The sequence below is a fragment of the Sphingomonas sp. C3-2 genome, from assembly GCF_033025475.1.
Lineage (GTDB): Bacteria > Pseudomonadota > Alphaproteobacteria > Sphingomonadales > Sphingomonadaceae > Sphingobium_A.
The window spans coordinates 329,333-347,517 of sequence record NZ_CP130322.1 but is presented as its reverse complement, the minus strand read 5'-3'; the positions used below and the strand labels follow the sequence as shown (position 1 = coordinate 347,517).

Sequence of the window (18,185 nt, the reverse complement as noted above, 5' to 3'; positions counted from 1 at the left end):
CGAATGAAAGTCGACTTCTACCAGCTCTCGGCGTTTCCGGTCGAACAGGTGCTGCCGCGCATCGCCGAGCGGCTGGTAGAGGAGCGCGCGCGCCTGCTTGTCGTGGCCGATCATTCGGCCGTACTCGACAGGCTGGACCGCGCGCTCTGGAGCTACCGGGATGACGGATTTCTGCCCCATGCGATAGCGGGGCAGGATGTCGATGCCGAACAGCCGATATTGCTGAGCGCGCAGATGGCGACCGATGCCGCGAACGGTGCCGCGAACGGTGCCCGCAATATCGCGCTGGCCGACGGGCAGTGGCGCGACGATGCGCTGACGTTCGAACGCGTGTTCTTTCTGTTCGACGAGGAAACGGTGGAAGGGGCGCGAACTGCATGGCGCGCTCTGGGCGACCGCGAGGATCTGGAGCGCCGGTTCTGGCGGCAGGATGAGAATGGCAAGTGGAGCCGTGCTGCCTGATTGCCAAAGCAACAATCTTGCGATGAGGCGCAAGCGCCGCTAAGGCGCGCGGGAAAACCCCCAGCAACCCGTTTCAATGGAGATTACGGCAATGGCCGCCAATCGCACTTTTTCGATCATCAAGCCCGACGCCACCCGCCGCAACCTGACCGGCGCGGTCACCAAGAAGCTTGAAGATGCCGGCCTGCGCGTCGTCGCATCGAAGCGCATCCAGATGACCAAGGAACAGGCCGAAGGTTTCTATGGCGTCCACAAGGAACGCCCTTTCTTCAACGATCTGGTCAGCTTCATGATCTCGGGGCCGGTGGTCGTTCAGGTTCTGGAAGGCGAAAACGCCGTTCAGCGCAACCGCGACATCATGGGCGCGACCAACCCCGAAAACGCTGAACCCGGCACGATCCGCAAGGAATTCGCCGAGTCGATCGAAGCAAACTCGGTCCATGGTTCGGACTCGGACGAGAACGCAGCGATCGAAATCGCCTACTTCTTCAAGCCCGAAGAACTCGTTGGCTGAATTTGATGGACGGCCCGGCGGTTATGCCGGGCCGTTTTCTCCCAATGACTGCACCCATCACCCTTCGCGCCTGCACATCGGCTGATGCCGAGGCGCTTTCGCTTGTCGGCTCGGCGACTTTCCTTGAAAGCTATGCACACCAGATTGGTGGCGCGGATATCGTCGCCCATTGCCAGGGGCAGCATGGCCCGGCCTATTACGCCAAGGCGCTTGGCGATGCCGAAAGCCGCTGCTGGATCGCGGAGACAAGCACGACGGCCCCTGTCGGCTATCAAATGTTGACCACGCCCGATCTCCCAGTCGAGCTGCAGGCGGGGGATATCGAGATAAAGCGCATCTACATCCTCTCCCGCTTCCAGGGCGGAGGGCTGGGACGTCGTATGGTCGATGCCGCGCTTGATGCTGCGCGCGCCATGGGCAAGACGCGCGTGCTGCTTGGTGTTTACTCGGAGAATCTGCCGGCGCAGGGCTTTTACGCGCGCATGGGCTTTTCGGAGATTGGCGACCGCTACTTCACCGTCGGTGGCCGGGAATTTTACGACAAGGTGCTGGCCCGCCCGGTCTGAGGCACGGGCAGGCCAAATTCATCCGATCAGAAAAACGCCGCCAGCTTCTTCGGCGCCACCATACGCCAGCTTGCGGTGAGGCGCTCCTCAACATGCGCCCAGTCGACATCGCCGCCGTCGAGACGCATGCCGACCCAGCCTGAAGGGCCCAGATAAGGCGGCTTGTAATAAATGTCGGGATCGGCATCGATCAGCATGGCCTGTTCTTCCGGCCCGGTCGTCTTCACCAGAACCGAAGTGATGCTGTCGCCATGATGGTCGTGGCTGAAATAGGCGAAAAACTTGCCGCCTGCGATGTGAAAGGCAGGCGTGCCGTGCGAGAGCTTTTCGGTTGCCTCAGGAAGCCCAAGCGCCAGTGCGCGAACTTTTTCCAGCAGCCATTCGGGGCGGCTTTCGCGCGTCACGAAATCGGCAAGCACACGCGAATAGAGCTGGTGCTCGGCGATCAGCACACGGGCGGCGAGCGTGTCGGGCGTGTCGCCCGGCAGGATGGCGACCGGAAGCTGACCAAGGACGGGGCCATCGTCGAGCTCGGGCGTGACGACATGCACCGAACAGCCGCCAAAGCGGTCACCGGCCTCGATCGCGCGGGCATGGGTGTCGAGACCCTTATATTTGGGAAGTAGCGAGGGATGGATGTTGATCATCCGATCGGCCCAGCTTGTCACGAATTCGGCGGACAGAAGGCGCATATAACCGGCAAGCGCGACATATTCGACGCCGGCTTTGCGCAGTTCCGCATCGATGATCGCGTCGAATTCGGCGCGCTTCATGCCTTTGTGGCTGCGGCTGAAGGTCGCAATTCCTTCTGCCTCGGCAAAGGCCAAGCCGGCGGCGTCCGGATCGTTGGACGCCACCAGAACCACTTCGAAGGGGCAATCAGGGTATTTGGCGGCGTAAACCAGCGCCGCCATGTTCGATCCGCGTCCCGAAATCAGGACGCCGATCTTCACCTTGTCAGCCATTATGCGTGGCCGACCAGGCGTCCCGTGCGCTCCAGCAATCGGCGTTGCCCGAAACGGTGCAGCCCTTTTGGCCGGCTTCGATATGGCCGATGCGCATTACCGTTTCTCCGGCAGCTTCCAGTGCTGCGGTGACGGCTTCCACATCGGCTTCATCGACGACCAACGCCATGCCGATACCGCAGTTGAAGGTGCGGGCCATTTCTTCGGGCTCGATATTGCCCTGTGCCTGCAGGAAGGCCATCAGCCGCGGCTGAGGCCACTGGCCGGCATCGACATGCGCGTGCAGGCCTTCGGGCAGGACGCGCGGAATATTTTCGAGCAGTCCGCCGCCGGTGATGTGCGCCAGCGCCTTGATGCGGCCGCTGCGGATTTCGGGGAGCAGCGACTTCACATAGATCTTGGTCGGCGCCATCAGCGCGTCGATCAGCTTTACGTCCTGATCGAACAGGGCGGGGCGGTCGAGCTTCCAACCCTTGTCGGCGGCGAGGCGGCGAACGAGCGAGAAGCCGTTCGAATGCACGCCCGACGAGGCAAGGCCAAGAATCACCTGGCCAGCGGCGACGCGGTTGCCGGTCAGCGCCTGTTCGCGTTCGACCGCGCCGACGCAGAAGCCTGCAAGGTCATAGTCGCCCGGGGCATACATGCCGGGCATTTCAGCGGTTTCGCCACCGATCAGCGCGCAGCCGGCCTGACGGCAACCTTCCGCGATCGAAGCGATCACGCGTTCGGCGACACCCGATTCGAGCTTTCCGGTGGCGTAATAGTCGAGGAAAAACAGGGGCTCGGCGCCCTGCACGATAAGATCGTTGGCGCACATGGCGACAAGGTCGATGCCAACGCCGTCATGATGGTCATGCTCGATCGCAAGCTTGAGCTTGGTGCCCACGCCGTCATTGGCGGCTACCAGCAGCGGATCGGAGTAACCGGCCGCCTTCAGATCGAAAAAGCCGCCAAAGCCGCCAAGATCGGCATCCGCGCCGGGGCGGCGCGTGGCCTTTGCAAGGGGGGCGATGGCACGCACAAGGGCATTGCCGGCTTCGATCGATACGCCCGCTTTCGCGTAGCTGTAGGATTCGTTTTGACTGTCTTTCGCGCTCATATGACGCGCCTACTCATATCGGGCTTGGATTTCCACGCCCAACTCGCCAAAAGAACGCCGTGACCATCGCCAAACGCCTTTTTCGTCCGTTTCCCGCCCTGATCGCGCTGGCTTCGCTTGGCGGGCTGGGTGCTGCCGTTATGGCGCAAATCGAAGGAAGCGACCGCGGTGTAGCGCCGATCGACACTTCGGGAAGCCTTGAAGTGACGGGGGTCAGCGTCGATTCGTACGGGAAGACCGCAGAGGCTGCGCGCTATGGCGGCTGGCGTCAGGCGCAGCGCAAGGGCTGGCAGATGCTGTGGACGAAATATCACGGCAGCAAGGCGCCGGCACTTTCCGACAGCACGCTCGATTCGATCGTCGGCGGCATTGTTGTCGAGGAAGAGCAGATCGGCCCCAATCGTTATATCGCGCGGCTCGGCGTTCTGTTCGATCGGGCGCGGGCCGGGCAGATCCTTGGGGTGAGCGGGGGTGTCGCGCGCTCGCTGCCATTGCTCGTCATTCCGGTGCAATGGTCGGGCGGTCGCCCGGAAAGCTTCGAGCATCGGACCGAATGGCAGCAGGCCTGGGCACGCTTCCGGGCGGGGCAGGGCTCGATCGATTATGTGCGTCCAAGCGGAACCGGGTCCGATCCGTTGCTGCTCAACGCGGCACAGGCGGAGCGGCGCAATCGCGCCTGGTGGCGCGTCATCCTTGATCAGTTCGGCGCGGCAGACCTGCTGGTGCCCAAGGTCGAGATCATCCGCCAATGGCCGGGTGGTCCGGTGACCGGGCGCTTTACGGCGGCCTATGGGCCCGACAGCAAGGTGCTGACGCAATTCACGCTGCGCGTTGCCAGCTCCGCCCAGCTCCCGCGCATGCTGGACGAAGGCGTGCGTCGCATGGACATCCTCTATTCGCAGGCACAGGCGTCGGGGCGTCTACGCCCCGACGATTCGCTGATCGTCGAGGAGCCGGTGGCACCCGAAGAGCTTGAAGGCATTGAGGAGGCTGCACAGGAAGTGGCCCCGACGGCTGTCACCGATGCGGCGATGGCGGGCACGGTCAGTGTCAATGTTCAGTTCGATACGCCGGATGTGGGCTCCGTCACCCGCGCCGAATCGGCGCTCCGCGGGGTCCCCGGTGTTCGGTCGGCGATCACCAACAGCCTGGCGCTGGGCGGTATATCGGTGATGCGCGTCAATTTTGCGGGTGATATGGCCGCGTTGCGTTCGGCGCTCGCTGCGCGCGGCTGGCAGGTGCAGGAAGGTGCGGGCGTGCTGCGCATTCGGCGCAGTGCTGCGCCCGCCGCGCCCACGCCCGCGGTCCCGACCACACCCGCCGGCTCCAACGTCTCGGGCGGCTGAGCGCGGATGAGCCAGATCGCCTTGCCGCTCGATTGGCCGGCAGACGAAACCGACGCTGATTTCATCGTCAGCGATTCGAACGCGGCGGCGATCCGTCATCTGGAACATGTCGGCACATGGCCGGTCTGGGCGACATTGCTTGTGGGGCCGCGCAAATCGGGGCGCAGCCTGTTGGGGCGGATCTTTACGCTCAAATCGGGTGGGGCGCTGATCGACAATGCCGAGACGTGCGACGAGGAACGGATTTTCCACGCATGGAATGCCGCGCAGGAACGGCGTCGTCCGCTGCTGATGATCGCCGATCGCGAGCCGCCCGAATGGACGCCGCAATTGCCCGACCTGCGATCGCGGCTGCTTGCAACGCCGGTTGTGCGGATCGGCACGCCCGATACCCAGTTGATCGATTCGCTGATGGAACGGTTGCTGGTGGGGCGAGGCATTCTGACCAAGCCCGAATTCCGCGCCTTTGCCGCATCGCAGTTGCGCAGTTATGTCGCGGTGCTGCGTTTTGTCGATCTGGTGGACAATTTCGCGCTGGAACGGCGCGGCACGAAGATCGGTATCCCGCTGGCAAAGCGCGCGCTTTCGGAAATGGGCATGTTCGACGAGCAAACACTGGGCTAAGGTCTGCCCATGACGAGCAATCCTGTTTCCGCCGAGTTTCTCGAAGAGCTTCAGGCCGATATCGCCGCCAATGGCGCCGGCCGATATTTCAACCGCGAGTTGAGCTGGTTGGCATTCAACCGCCGGGTGCTAGAGGAGGCGAGCAACTGCGCGCATCCGCTGCTTGAGCGGCTGCGCTTTCTGTCGATTTCCGGAAACAACCTCGACGAATTCTTCATGGTCCGCGTGGCGGGGTTGAAGGGGCAGCAGTTGCAGGATGTCGAGCAACGCTCGGCCGACGGGCTTACGGTTTCGCAGCAGCTTGCGGCGATTGCGCAGGAAGCAGACAGCCTGATGGCGGATCAGCAGCGCATCTGGCTCGCCATGCGCGACGATCTGCGCGATGCCGGCATTCATGTGCTGGGCGTCGAGGATATCGCGGACGAAACCGCAAGCTGGCTGGAAACCCATTTCCGCGAACAGATTTTCCCGATCCTGACGCCGCAGGCGCTGGACCCTGCGCACCCCTTTCCGTTCATCCCGAACAAGGGGCTGAGCGTCATCTTCGATCTGAAGCGAAAGATTGACGGTGAACCCATTCGCGAACTGGTGATGGTGCCTGGCGCGGTTTCGCGTTTCGTGCGCATTCCGGGCGATGTGGCTTGCTATGTCGCGCTTGAAACGATCCTGCGCCGTTTTTCCGAACTGCTGTTCCCCGGCTATGAGGTCATCGGATCGGGCGCGTTCCGGATCATTCGCGACAGCGATATCGAAATAGAGGAAGAGGCAGAAGACCTCGTCCGCTATTTCCGTAGCGCCATCAAGCGGCGGCGGCGTGGCCGCGTCATCCGCTTGAAGCTGGAACGCGGCATGACGCCCGAGGTTGAGAACCTGATCAAGGAGGAACTGGGGGGCGAAGACGCACTGATCACCGAAACTGCAGGGTTTCTAGGCGTCGGCGAACTTGAGCAGCTGGTCGATGAGGATCGGCCCGACCTGAAGTTCGTGCCCTATGCACCGCGCTTTCCCGAGCGCATCCGTGAGCATGGTGGGGACTGTTTCGCAGCGATCCGTGCGAAGGACATCATCGTCCATCACCCTTACGAAACCTTTGACGTGGTCCTGGCCTTCCTGAAACAGGCCGCTGCAGACCCCGATGTGGTGGCGATCAAGCAGACGCTCTACCGCGCTGGCAAGCAATCTGCCGTTATCCGCGCGCTGATCGATGCGGCGGAGGCTGGAAAGTCCGTCACCGCGGTGGTCGAACTCAAGGCGCGATTCGATGAAGAGCAGAACCTGCTCTGGGCATCCGCGCTCGAACGCGCGGGCGTTCAGGTGGTGTACGGTTTCATCGACTGGAAGACCCACGCCAAGATTTCGATGGTCGTGCGCCGCGAAAGCGGCAGCTATCGCACCTACTGCCATTTCGGCACGGGCAATTATCATCCCGTGACCGCGCGCATTTATACCGATCTCAGCTTTTTCACCGCTGATCCGCGTATCGGGCGCGATGCGGCGCAGATATTCAATTACATCACCGGCTATGTCGATCCGACACAGCTTGAGTTGATGGCGATGTCGCCGAAGAATTTGCGCAAGCGGCTGTGCGAACTGATCGATGCGGAAATCGCCAATGTGCACGCTGGCAAACCCGGCGCGCTCTGGGCGAAGATGAACTCGCTCGTCGACCCTGAAATCATCGAAAAGCTCTACGAAGCGAGCAATGCGGGCGTGGAGATCGATCTGATCATCCGTGGCATCTGCTGCTTGCGGCCGGGCGTGCCTGGCATGTCGACCAATATCCGGGTGAAGTCGGTCGTGGGCCGTTTCCTCGAGCACAGCCGGATCTGGGCGTTCGGCAACGGCAAGACACTGCCGAACGATCACGCCAAGGTCTACATATCCTCGGCCGATTGGATGCCGCGCAATTTCGATCGGCGTGTCGAATATATGCTGCCGATCGAGAACAAGACGGTGCACGATCAGGTGCTCGACCAGGTGATGCTGGCCAATCTGCTTGATAATGAGCAGAGCTGGGAGCTTGAACCGAGCGGCGAATATCACCGGATCGAACCGGGCGACCGGCCGTTCAACCTGCACCGCTATTTCATGACCAATCCGTCGCTCTCCGGGCGCGGTGCGTCGCTCAGGAACAGCGATTCGGTGCCGAAGCTGCGTCTCAGGCGTCGGCGCTGACGTCGCGCTGCATCATCGGTCTTTTAGGAATATGGCATGAATTCTGACTTGCTGACCGCTGAGGAGAAGGCCGTCCGGCTCTGTCCGGCGACGGGCGGGCGTCGCGCGATCATCGACATCGGGTCGAACTCGATCCGTCTCGTGGTGTTTGATGGTCCGGATCGCTCGCCGACCGTGTTGTTCAACGAAAAGGTGATGGCTGGTCTCGGGCGCAGTCTCTCGGAAGATGGGTTGCTGGACGAGGCGGCGGTTCAGAAGACATTGCGCGCGCTAAAACGCTTCCGCTTGCTCGCCGAGGCGATGGGGGTGGCCTCGCTCCGTACGGTCGCAACCGCCGCTGTGCGCGAGGCGGAAGATGGCCCGGCGATGTTGGCGCGCGTTCAGCGACTTGGCATTGCGGCCGAATTGCTTTCGGGGCAGCAGGAGGCCGAAGCTGCGGGCCTTGGGGTGATATCCGCGATCCCCGAGGCGGACGGGATCGTCGGTGATTTGGGCGGTGGCAGCCTTGAACTGATCCGGGTCCGCAAGGGCAAGACGGCCGGTTGGGTGTCGCTGCCGCTTGGCGTGCTGCGCATCGGTGCCATTCGCGAACAGGGCGAAGGGGCGCTGCGCGCTGCGCTTGAAAAGATGCTGCGCGGCGAAAAATGGGTGAAGGAGGGGCGGGGCCTGCCCTTCTACATGGTTGGTGGATCGTGGCGCGCCTTGGCGCGCTATGACATGCATCTCAGCAAATATCCGCTGCCGATCATCCATCAATATGGCCTGCCGACCGAAAGGATCAGGCCGCTGGCCTTGATGGCTGACCAGATCGACCGGAAAAAGCTGCAGGCGCTTTCCATTGTGTCGTCCTCCCGCATCCCGACACTGGGGGACGCGGGCACCTTGCTGGCCGATCTTGTCGAGCATCTTGGCAGTAGCGAACTGGTCGTGTCGGCCTCGGGGCTGCGCGAGGGGCTGTTGTTCGGCATGCTTGATGATGCGCAGCGGCTGGAAGATCCGCTGATCGCCGCTGCGCGTGCGGAGGGCGTGCGCGAAGGGCGCTTCCCCGAGCATGGCGATTTGCTCAACCACTGGATCGCACCGCTATTTTCGCAAGATCCTGCGCCATGGGTGCGTATCCGTCACGCTGCGTGTCTGCTCGCGGACATCGCCTGGCGTGCCAATCCCGAATATCGCGCGGACCGGGCACTTGAAGTTTCGCTGCATGGCAATTGGGTGGGCGTTGACGCTTTTGGCCGCGCCATGATGGCACAGGCGCTTGCCACCAGCTTTGGCGCGGGCAGCATGCCGCTCCGTCAGTTGGTGCCGCTTGCCGGTGTTGAGGCGCTCCAGATTGCAGTGCGCTGGGGGCTCGCCATGCGGTTGGGGCAGAGGCTGAGCGGTGGTGTGGCGGCTCCGCTGCGCGCGAGCCAGCTCCAAAATCAGGGGGGAGCGGTAACGCTGACGCTTGAGACCGGTGATGCGGATCTATATGGTGAAGCGGTGGAGCGCAGGCTGAAGCAGCTTGCCACAGCCTTTGGTGCACCCCACCGGATGGATCTGGTCTAGCGGATCAGCCGCAGCCGATCATCGTTACCTTCAGATCGTCGTCATAGGAGATTGTCAAGCGATCGGCGCGATAGTCCATCGTCATTGCCGAACGCGGCGGTCCCCAGCGCAGCGTTTGTGCGCCGCTGGCCTTGAGCGCGGCGGCGCCGAGTTCTGCCGAAACGGCCTGTCCCTTGAACTGCTGAACCGCCTCGTTCTTGCACATCTGCGCAGGGGCTGACGGGCTCGCGGGTTCGCTGCCGGGGGTGGTGGCGCAGGCGGCGAGAAGCAGCGGAGCAGCTGCAAAAGTTAGAGTTTTCATTGATTTTCCTCGTTTTCGGCGCGGGTCATGACGAGTTTTCCGTGGCGAACAGCAAAGGCAAGGCGGCCTTCCACAAGCGCCAGCGCGTCGCTGCCAAACTGATCGAACCGCCATCCTTCCAGGATCGCTAGGCCATCACGCTGGCCGGCGGCCAGCAGTTCCAGTTCGTCGGAACGCGCAAGCAGACGCGGGGCGACGCTGACTTCGCGTGCGCGGATCTTGAGCAGCAGTTTGAGCAGATCGGCGACGAGCGAACCTTCGCGGCCGAGCCCGGGTTTGCGATCATCGCGCGTGGGCATTTCGCTGGCGGGCAGGGGCGTTGCAGCGGCAAGCGCCGTCATCAGGCGCGAACCGATATCATTGCCGGCCCAACTCGCCGAAAGCCCGCGCACGCGCGACAGATCGGCCTGCTGGCGTGGGGGATGCGCGGCGAGATCGGCAAGCGTCTCGTCCTTCACGATGCGGCCGCGCGGCAAATTCTTGTTCTGCGCCTCGCGCTCGCGCCATGCGGCAAGCGCCTTGAGGCGGCCGAGCACCTCGGCCTTGCGGCTGGGGATCTTGACGCGTTCCCATGCCGAATCGGGCAGGGTTACGTAGTTTGACGGATCGGCGATGCGCTCCATTTCCTGATCGAGCCATTGGCCACGACCGGTCTTGCGGAGCTTTTCAAGCATCTTGGGGAAGATCTTGGACAGATGGGTGACGTCCCCGATCGCATATTCGATCTGGCGTTTGTCGAGCGGGCGACGGCTCCAATCGGTAAAGCGCGCGCCCTTGTCGAGGGCGATGCCGAGCCAGCTGTCGACGAGGTTCGAATAGCCGACCTGATCGCCCTGGCCCAGCGCCATGGCCGCGATCTGCGTGTCGAACATCGGATGGGGCGTCTTGCCCGTCATGTTGTGAATGATCTCGATATCCTGCCCACCGGCATGGAAGACCTTCAACACATCCTCATTATCGACCAGCAGGTCGAGCAGCGGTTTCAGATCCAGGCCTTCTGCCTTTGGATCGATCGCGGCGGCTTCCTTGTCGTCGGCGATCTGGATCAGGCACAGGTCGGGCCAATAGCTGTTTTCCCGCATGAACTCGGTATCGACCGCCACATAGGGGGATTCGGATAGTCGTTCACAAAGCTCGGCCAGCGTCTTGGAGTCGGTAATCAACGGATGGATATGCATCCGATCCCCATATACGTGTCTCTCGGCTTGACAAAGTGGCTTTGCCCCTGTGTTACCGCCCCATCATAAGCTTGCTTGCCAAGCAGAGCAGAAAAGAAGAGCCTCATGCACGCCTATCGCACGCACAATTGCGCGGAACTGCGCGCTTCGAACGTCGGAGAAACCGTTCGCCTCTCCGGCTGGATTCATCGGAAGCGCGATCATGGCGGCCTGTTGTTCGTCGATCTGCGCGATCATTTCGGCATCACCCAGATCGTTACCGATATCGACTCGGAAGCGTTCAAGGCGATCGACGGTGCCCGCGCCGAATCCGTGATCACGGTTACCGGTGACGTCGTCGCCCGCTCCGGCGAGACGACCAACGCCAACCTGCCCACCGGCGACATCGAACTGCGCGCCCGCCAGGTGACGGTGCAGTCGGCGGCGGCCGAACTGCCGCTCCCCGTGTTCGGCGATTCCGAATACCCTGAGGATATTCGCCTGCGTTACCGCTATCTCGACCTGCGTCGCGAGCGCCTGCACAACAATATCGTGCTGCGTTCCAAGGTCATTTCGTCGGTTCGTCGCCGGATGATCGATCAGGGCTTCACCGAATTCCAGACGCCGATCCTGACCGCGTCGAGCCCCGAAGGCGCGCGCGACTATCTGGTGCCCAGCCGGGTGCATCCGGGCAAGTTCTACGCGCTGCCGCAGGCGCCGCAGATGTTCAAGCAGCTGTTGATGGTTGCCGGTTTTGATCGTTATTTCCAGATCGCACCCTGCTTCCGCGACGAAGACGCGCGCGCTGATCGTTCGCCGGGCGAATTCTACCAGCTCGATTTCGAAATGAGCTTTGTCACGCAGGACGACGTGTTCAACGCGATCGAACCCGTGCTGCACGGCATTTTCGAGGAATTTGCCAATGGCCGCTCGGTAACGCCTTATCCGTTCCCGCGCATTCCGTACCGCGAATCGATGCTCAAATACGGCAACGACAAGCCCGATCTGCGCAACCCGATCGAGATCGTCGACGTCACCGATCACTTCGTTAGATCGGGCTTCGGCATCTTCGCGAACATCGTCGAAGGCGGCGGCGTAATCCGCGCCATCCCCGCACCGAAGGCGGGCGAGCGCAGCCGCAAGTTCTTCGATGAGATGAACGACTGGTCGCGTTCGGAAGGCTTTTCGGGCCTTGGTTACATCAACATCAAGGCGGGTGAGCCGGGCGGCCCGATCGCCAAGAACCACGGGCCCGAGGCAACCGCAAAACTGATCGAGGCGCTCGGCCTTGGCCCCGATGACGGCGTGTTCTTCGCCGCCGGCAAGGAAGCCGATGCCGCGAAGCTGGCAGGCCTTGCGCGTACCCGCGTCGGTGAGCAGCTGGAACTGATCGATGCCGGCAAGTTCGAATTCTGCTGGATCGTCGACTTCCCGATGTTCGAGTATGACGAGGACAACAAAAAGGTCGATTTTAGCCACAACCCCTTCTCGATGCCGCAGGGCGAGCTGGAAGCGCTGGAAACCAAGGACCCGCTCGACATCCTCGCCTATCAGTACGACATCGTCTGCAACGGCGTCGAACTGTCGTCGGGCGCGATCCGGAACCACAAGCTCGAGATCATGTACAAGGCGTTCGAAATCGCCGGCTACACCAAGGAAGACGTGGATACGAACTTCGCGGGCATGATCAACGCGTTTAAGTTTGGCGCGCCGCCGCACGGCGGCTCGGCACCGGGCATCGACCGCATGGTCATGTTGCTCGCCGATGAGCCGAATATTCGCGAAGTCATCGTCTTCCCGATGAACCAGAAGGCGGAAGACCTGATGATGGGCGCACCCAGCGAGGTCACGCCGAAGCAGCTTCGTGAGCTGCATATCCGTCTGGTCGAACCCGCCCCCAAGGGCTGATTGCCCGATTGCGCCCGGCGTGCGTCATGGCCATGATCTGGCCGGACGCGCCCCGGGCGCGCTGTTTTTCGGGAGCAGGGCATGTCGATCGACTTTTCGGATTATGAGAAGGGGGAAAAGTTCGACGGCGACTATGATGCCGCGCTGAAGAAAATTCAGGAGCGGCTGTCCCGGATCCAGGCTGCCTATATCTGCCACGGCGCGCGGGCGCTGATCGTCTTTGAAGGCTGGGATGCGGCCGGGAAGGGCGGTGCGATCAGCCGGATGACGGCGGAGCTCGATCCCCGCTATTTCGAAGTCTGGCCGATTTCGGCGCCGACCACCGAAGAAAAGGAGCGCCATTTCCTCTGGCGCTTCTGGACCCGCCTGCCGGGCGCATCCGACATCAATATTTTTGATCGTAGCTGGTATGGCCGCGTGCTCGTCGAGCGTGTCGAGGGCTTTGCGAGCGAGGCCGAATGGCGCCGCGCCTATGACGAGATCAACGAGTTCGAGGCGCAGCAGCGCGATTGCGGAACGACGATCATCAAGGCTTTCCTGCATGTCAGCCAGCAGGAGCAGGACAATCGCCTGAAGGCGCGGCTGGATCATCCGTGGAAGCGCTGGAAAACGGGGCTTGAGGACTTCCGCAATCGTGCCCGGCGCGAGGATTATCTGGGCGCGCTACAAGACATGTTCGAGCATACAGACACGCGCTGGGCGCGGTGGAAGATATTCGACGCCAACAACAAAAAGGCCGCGCGGATCGCGATCCTCACCTATGTGGCGGATCGCCTGGAAGCGGGTGTCGACATGACACCGCCGGAAATCGATGCGGAATTGCTGAAGGTGGCCGCGAAGCAGATCGGTTATCGCTGAGGGCTGAGGCGGGCAGGCGGGGCCCGCCCGGATGCATCAGCCAGCCGGATAGCTGATCGACATGATCTCATATTCGCGCGGTCCAGCGGGAAGCTCCACGCGACGAAGATCCCCGATCGCCGCGCCGCGCAGGGCACGGGCGAGGGGGGCATTCCAGCCGACCAACCCCTTGCCGGCATCAGCCTCGTCATCGCCCACTAGCGTCAGCCTGCGCTCGTTATCGTCCTCGTCGGCGATGGTGACTGTGGCGCCGAAAAACACCTTGCCCCGGTCGGCTTGCGCGGCCGGATCGATCACCTTCGCCGCCTTCATCTTGCGTGAGAGCCGGTTCAGCGTCCGATCGATTTCACGCAGGCGTTTGCGGCCATAGATATAGTCGCCATTTTCCGACCGGTCGCCATTGCCGGCCGCCCAACTGATCGTTTCGACCAGCTTGGGGCGTTCGACGGCGAACAGTTCTTCATATTCGGCGCGCAGCCGGGCAAAACCGGCAGGGGTGATATAATTCGGGCGGTCTTTCATGGCTGTGTCCGACTGGGTTGCGCGGTCTTCACTGTCAACCCGGCGTATTCTTGCCGAGATACCAGGAAATCGGCGTCCGCGCGCCGCGGGAACGGGCACGATCCGGGTTCATGGCATCGTAGACCACGGCGTTTTCCAGCACACGGTGCACATAGTTTTTGGTCTCGAAGAACGGGATCTTTTCAACCCAGGAAACCACATCGACGCCGGCGGTGCGGGGGTCCCCATTGGCAGCAAGCCATTTGTTCACATTGCCCGGCCCTGCATTATAGGCGGCTACCGCAAGTGGATAGCTGCCGCCATAATAGCTGAGCATTCGTCGGAAATAGGTGGAGCCAAGGCGGACATTGTACATCGGGTCCGCCGTCAGTGCCGTCACGTCGTAACTCATGCCCAGCTTGCCTGCGGTTTCACGCGCGGTGCCGGGCATCAATTGCATCAGCCCACGGGCACCGGCATGGCTTACTGCCTGCCGATCGAACTGGCTTTCCTGGCGGGTGATCGCGTGGATCATGGTGAAATTGTCTTCATGTCCGCTGGGAACGCTGATTACCGGGAAGCCGGCACGGACATAATCATTATGGCCGTTCAGCCGTGCGCTACGGCCGACCATGACGGCGAGGTCGGGACGGCGCAGTTCGGTGGCGAGTTCCATTGCGAAATGATGATCGACATCGGACTTTGCATCATTGGCGATGGTGCGGAGGAATTGCGTCTGATCCTGCCAATTGTCGATCTGGCCAAGGAAACGGGCTGCCCGCACCGCGCCGCGATTGAAGAACGTGCTGCGATCGGCGGTGCTGGGGGCGGTCTGAAGTTTGCCGTCGGGCGCGGGGATGGGCAGGTTGAGCCGTTCGCGTGCCAACTGGCCATAGAACTGATCGGCAAAACCACCGGCCTCGGTGAAATAGCGGGTGGCATCGGCGCTGCGTCCTGCGGCCTGCGCGGCGCGCCCGGCCCAGTAATAGCCCTTGGACTGGGTCTGCGGTGAACGTGCGGCCGTTGCATAACGGCGGAACATCTCGATCGCGTCAGCCGGGCGACCGAGTTGTTCAAACGCGATCGTGCCGGCCAGCCAGACAAGGCTGGTATAATCGTCGCGTTCGCCAAGCGAGCGGTCGCGCACATCGGTTCCGGGTGCATAGGCATCGTCTACGCGTGACGCGATCTGATAGGCGAGTGACCATTGCCGGTCATTGGCAGCACCGCGCGCATTGGTGAGCAGCGTTTCGAACCATTCTTCCGCATCGAGCGGGGTTTTGGTGAGGTTGCGGGGGGCGGCCAGAAGCGCGCGCGCAGCCTGCGCCTGCGATGTGTTGCGCAGCCACCCGGCACGTTCGACGATATAGCCGGGATCGTTGCGATACTGGCTATCGACGATGGCCGCCTTGGCCGCCGCATCGGGCGCACGCGTCTGCATGGCCACGCGTGCCTCGTAAAAGCTGCGCTTGGCAGGCGAGGTAAGGGGCAACTGGCGCACGACGCTGTTCGTTGCGCCGTCCCAGAGCAGCTTTTCCATACGCTGATCATGGTCTGCGGGCGTCAAGGCGCTTGAAAACAGGCTGAGCAGGCGTCCCTCATCGTCGGGTGAAAGCGATCCGCCCGTCCATGCGCGGCGCGCCGCCGCGCGCGCAGCATCCGAGCGGCCAAGCGCGGCCAGCGCGACGGCGTTGCGTGCTTCGCCCGTGGTCGTGAGCGCGGGCATCTTCTCGAAATAACGGATGACTTCCTGTGGAGAGCTGGCGATAGGGTCGATCCGCCGTTCGGCGGTCTTGCGCATTGCTGTTTCACCCGGCCAGCCGGGATAGGCCATCAGGAAGCGGGCATATTCGGAAAAGCTGTAATTGTCGCTCTGGCGGAGGCGGCGCCAGCTGATCAGGCCCTCGCCGGTCGGATCGGTACGCGAAGGCGGTGAAACGCCTCCGATCGCACCGCTCAATTGGGCCCGATAATAGGCCCGCTGATCTGCGGTGAGGGACTGTGCCATTGCCGTCGTCGAAGAAAACATCAATCCGACGGCAAACAATCGCACAACCAAGCTGGACATTCGGGCGGTCGCGTCCTTATCAGGCGCGGAACAGGGGACCGTTCGTGACATAATTCGTGTTATGGCGCGGAATGCCATCGAATTGAAGGAGTAAAGGCATGTTTTCCGGGTCGATTCCGGCTCTGGCGACGCCGTTTCGCGACGGGGCGTTCGATGAGGGGGCATTCAGAGATTTCATCGATTGGCAGATTTCCGAGGGAAGCAAGGGGCTTGTCCCGTGCGGAACGACTGGCGAATCCGCGACGATGACGATCGAAGAGCATAACCGCGTCATCGAAGTCTGCATCGAACATGCCGCTGGCCGCGTTCCCGTCATCGCCGGGTGCGGATCGAACGATACCCAGGTTGCGCTCGAGCATATGCGCGCGGCCAAGGCCGCCGGGGCAACGGCCGCACTGGTTGTCGCACCCTATTACAACAAGCCCAACCGCGAAGGGGTTTATGCCCATTTCGCCTATCTCGCCGAACGTTGCGACCTGCCGATCGTGCTGTACAACGTGCCCTCGCGCACGATCACCGATCTGGATGTGGAAACCATTGGCCGGCTGTCCGAACTCCCCACGGTCGTCGGGCTGAAGGACGCGAGCGGGAATGTCGCGCGCGTAACCGCGCAGCGCCTCGCCTGCGGCGCGGATTTCTGCCAGCTTTCCGGCAACGACGACATGGCGCTCGGTTTCATGGCGATGGGCGGCGTGGGCTGCATTTCGGTGACCGCCAATGTCGCGCCGCGCCTGTGCGCGGAGTTTCAGGCCGCCTGCCGCGCGGGCGATTGGGACGTTGCGCTTGAACTTCAGGACAAGCTGTTCCCGTTGCACGCCGCGCTGTTCAGCGATGCGTCACCCGGACCGGTAAAATATGCGATTAATCGGCTTCATGCGAATTTCTCTCCCGATGTCCGTTTGCCGATGACGCTGCCTTCGGCGGCCAGCCGCGAGGCGGTCGACAAGGCTCTGGAGATTGCTGGACTGATCTGATGGCACGACCGCGCCCCGCCGAATTCGAAAAGGTTAAGACCGTTGCCGAAAACCGGCGCGCGCGGTTCGATTACCATATCGAGGATGTGTACGAAGCCGGCATCCAGTTGACCGGTACAGAGGTGAAATCGCTTCGCTTCGGCGAAGGCTCAATTGCGGAAAGCTATGCCGAAATCGTCGACGGCGAGGTGTGGCTGGTCAATTCCAACATCCCCGAATTCAGCCATGGCAATCGCTACAACCACGAACCCAAGCGGCTGCGCAAACTGTTGTTGAAGGAACGTGAAATCTCCAAGCTGCACGGCGCGGTTGCGCGGCTGGGGATGACGCTGGTGCCGCTGTCGATCTTCTTCAACGGCCGCGGCCGGGCGAAGGTGGAACTGGCGCTAGCCAAGGGCAAGAAGGCGCATGACAAGCGCGAATCGGAGAAGGAGCGCGACTGGAAGCGCGAGCAGGGCCGGTTGCTGAGGCAGCATGGCTAAGCACCAGCCCGATGGCATTCAGGGTTGGATACGGCGAAACAGTCCCAACCGTGAAGAGCTGATGCAGAGCCGGTGGCTCCGCCCTTTTGGCAGTCGGATTGCGCATAGCGAATTGTGGCGTTTCACGCGCAGATCGGTGCCCCGGGGCGTGGCGCTGGGGCTGCTGGTAGGCATTTTTCTGTTGATCCCCGGCGTTCAGATCATCGGCGTGGCGCTGCTGGCGCTGCCGTTCCGCGCGAATATTCCGATCGGCGCGGCGATGACCTTTCTCAGCAATCCTGCGACCACCCCATTTCTGCTCGGCAGTTCGATCGTGGTGGGCAACCGGATATTCGGCCTTCATGCGGACGTCGCCACTTTCTCGCTGCTGTGGGGCGAGGGCGCCGGCGTTAATCAATGGGTAGCCTGGTTTTTCTCTGATGCCGCTCCAGCCCTTTTGGCAGGGCTGTTCATCATTTCAGTGATTGCCGCCCTGATCGGCTATGTTCTGTCAATTTTCGTCTGGCGGCTGTGGGTGGGTTCCAAATGGCGTCGTCGTGGCCATCGGCCGATCGAGATGTCGACGAAAGACTGACAGCTTTCGATAAACAGCGTTTTGCACCGGCGCTTCGCGGGTCTATCTCCGTTGCAAATGCAA

General features: G+C 62.2%; 18 protein-coding genes. 12 read left to right on the top strand and 6 right to left on the bottom strand.

Translation table 11 applies throughout. The features are described 5' to 3' along the window. Positions 1-3: 3 nt before the first annotated feature. The 3 genes from QYC26_RS01585 (at position 4) to QYC26_RS01575 (ending at position 1,542) form a co-directional block, all read left to right on the top strand. Positions 4-462 (top strand): DNA polymerase III subunit chi, encoded by a 459-nt coding sequence (locus QYC26_RS01585; RefSeq protein WP_317513658.1) that lies wholly within the window; start codon positions 4-6, stop codon positions 460-462. Between the two features lie 91 nt (positions 463-553). Then, entirely contained in the window at positions 554-976 is a 423-nt protein-coding gene (gene ndk, locus QYC26_RS01580; protein ID WP_317513657.1) for a nucleoside-diphosphate kinase, read from the top strand. 44 nt (positions 977-1,020) lie between these two features. Beyond that, positions 1,021-1,542, top strand: coding sequence for an N-acetyltransferase (locus QYC26_RS01575; RefSeq protein ID WP_317513656.1), 522 nt, complete (start codon positions 1,021-1,023; stop codon positions 1,540-1,542). Positions 1,543-1,568: 26 nt separating this feature from the next. Here the strand turns inward: QYC26_RS01575 and purN are convergent, their stop codons facing one another. Then, positions 1,569-2,507, bottom strand: coding sequence for a phosphoribosylglycinamide formyltransferase (gene purN / locus QYC26_RS01570; protein ID WP_317513655.1), 939 nt, complete (start codon positions 2,505-2,507; stop codon positions 1,569-1,571). Then, a complete protein-coding gene (gene purM, locus QYC26_RS01565; RefSeq protein WP_317513654.1) occupies positions 2,500-3,606 on the bottom strand; it encodes a phosphoribosylformylglycinamidine cyclo-ligase in 1,107 nt (368 codons plus the stop codon). The genes purN and purM overlap by 8 nt, the downstream gene beginning before the upstream one ends. Before the next feature lie 59 nt (positions 3,607-3,665). On the opposite strand from purM, the gene QYC26_RS01560 reads away from it, so the two are divergent. The 4 genes from QYC26_RS01560 to QYC26_RS01545 are packed head-to-tail and all read left to right on the top strand — an operon-like array spanning position 3,666 to position 9,299. After that, on the top strand, positions 3,666-4,952 hold the full coding sequence (locus QYC26_RS01560; RefSeq protein ID WP_317513653.1) for a heavy-metal-associated domain-containing protein: 1,287 nt from the start codon (positions 3,666-3,668) through the stop codon (positions 4,950-4,952). Between the two features lie 6 nt (positions 4,953-4,958). Then, entirely contained in the window at positions 4,959-5,576 is a 618-nt protein-coding gene (locus QYC26_RS01555; RefSeq protein WP_317513652.1) for a chromosomal replication initiator DnaA, read from the top strand. Positions 5,577-5,585: 9 nt separating this feature from the next. Next, positions 5,586-7,751, top strand: a complete 2,166-nt coding sequence (locus QYC26_RS01550; RefSeq protein WP_317513651.1) for an RNA degradosome polyphosphate kinase — start codon at positions 5,586-5,588, stop codon at positions 7,749-7,751. A 36-nt stretch (positions 7,752-7,787) separates the two neighbouring features. Further along, positions 7,788-9,299: a Ppx/GppA family phosphatase gene (locus QYC26_RS01545; RefSeq protein ID WP_317513650.1), complete on the top strand. Its 1,512-nt coding sequence runs from the start codon at positions 7,788-7,790 to the stop codon at positions 9,297-9,299. A 4-nt stretch (positions 9,300-9,303) separates the two neighbouring features. Here the strand turns inward: QYC26_RS01545 and QYC26_RS01540 are convergent, their stop codons facing one another. Together QYC26_RS01540 and rnd are read right to left on the bottom strand one after the other, a co-directional pair. Further along, entirely contained in the window at positions 9,304-9,600 is a 297-nt protein-coding gene (locus QYC26_RS01540; protein ID WP_317513649.1) for an I78 family peptidase inhibitor, read from the bottom strand. Then, entirely contained in the window at positions 9,597-10,778 is a 1,182-nt protein-coding gene (gene rnd / locus QYC26_RS01535) for a ribonuclease D (RefSeq protein ID WP_317513648.1), read from the bottom strand. The genes QYC26_RS01540 and rnd overlap by 4 nt, the downstream gene beginning before the upstream one ends. Positions 10,779-10,883: 105 nt before the next feature. On the opposite strand from rnd, the gene aspS reads away from it, so the two are divergent. Both aspS and QYC26_RS01525 read left to right on the top strand, forming a co-directional pair. Then, positions 10,884-12,665: an aspartate--tRNA ligase gene (aspS, locus tag QYC26_RS01530; protein WP_317513647.1), complete on the top strand. Its 1,782-nt coding sequence runs from the start codon at positions 10,884-10,886 to the stop codon at positions 12,663-12,665. Positions 12,666-12,746: 81 nt separating this feature from the next. Beyond that, positions 12,747-13,523, top strand: a complete 777-nt coding sequence (locus QYC26_RS01525; protein ID WP_317513646.1) for a polyphosphate kinase — start codon at positions 12,747-12,749, stop codon at positions 13,521-13,523. A gap of 36 nt (positions 13,524-13,559) precedes the next feature. Here the strand turns inward: QYC26_RS01525 and greB are convergent, their stop codons facing one another. Both greB and QYC26_RS01515 read right to left on the bottom strand, forming a co-directional pair. Next, a complete protein-coding gene (gene greB, locus QYC26_RS01520) occupies positions 13,560-14,045 on the bottom strand; it encodes a transcription elongation factor GreB (protein WP_317513645.1) in 486 nt (161 codons plus the stop codon). A 34-nt stretch (positions 14,046-14,079) separates the two neighbouring features. Next, positions 14,080-16,092 (bottom strand): lytic transglycosylase domain-containing protein, encoded by a 2,013-nt coding sequence (locus QYC26_RS01515; protein WP_411197615.1) that lies wholly within the window; start codon positions 16,090-16,092, stop codon positions 14,080-14,082. Positions 16,093-16,190: 98 nt separating this feature from the next. Between QYC26_RS01515 and dapA the strand changes: the two genes are divergently transcribed. The 3 genes from dapA to QYC26_RS01500 are packed head-to-tail and all read left to right on the top strand — an operon-like array spanning position 16,191 to position 18,122. Then, positions 16,191-17,066 (top strand): 4-hydroxy-tetrahydrodipicolinate synthase, encoded by an 876-nt coding sequence (gene dapA, locus QYC26_RS01510; RefSeq protein ID WP_317513643.1) that lies wholly within the window; start codon positions 16,191-16,193, stop codon positions 17,064-17,066. Then, positions 17,066-17,548, top strand: a complete 483-nt coding sequence (smpB, locus tag QYC26_RS01505) for an SsrA-binding protein SmpB (RefSeq protein ID WP_317513642.1) — start codon at positions 17,066-17,068, stop codon at positions 17,546-17,548. Before dapA ends, smpB begins: the two co-directional genes overlap by 1 nt. Beyond that, on the top strand, positions 17,541-18,122 hold the full coding sequence (locus tag QYC26_RS01500) for a DUF2062 domain-containing protein (RefSeq protein ID WP_317513641.1): 582 nt from the start codon (positions 17,541-17,543) through the stop codon (positions 18,120-18,122). Before smpB ends, QYC26_RS01500 begins: the two co-directional genes overlap by 8 nt. Positions 18,123-18,185: the final 63 nt, after the last annotated feature.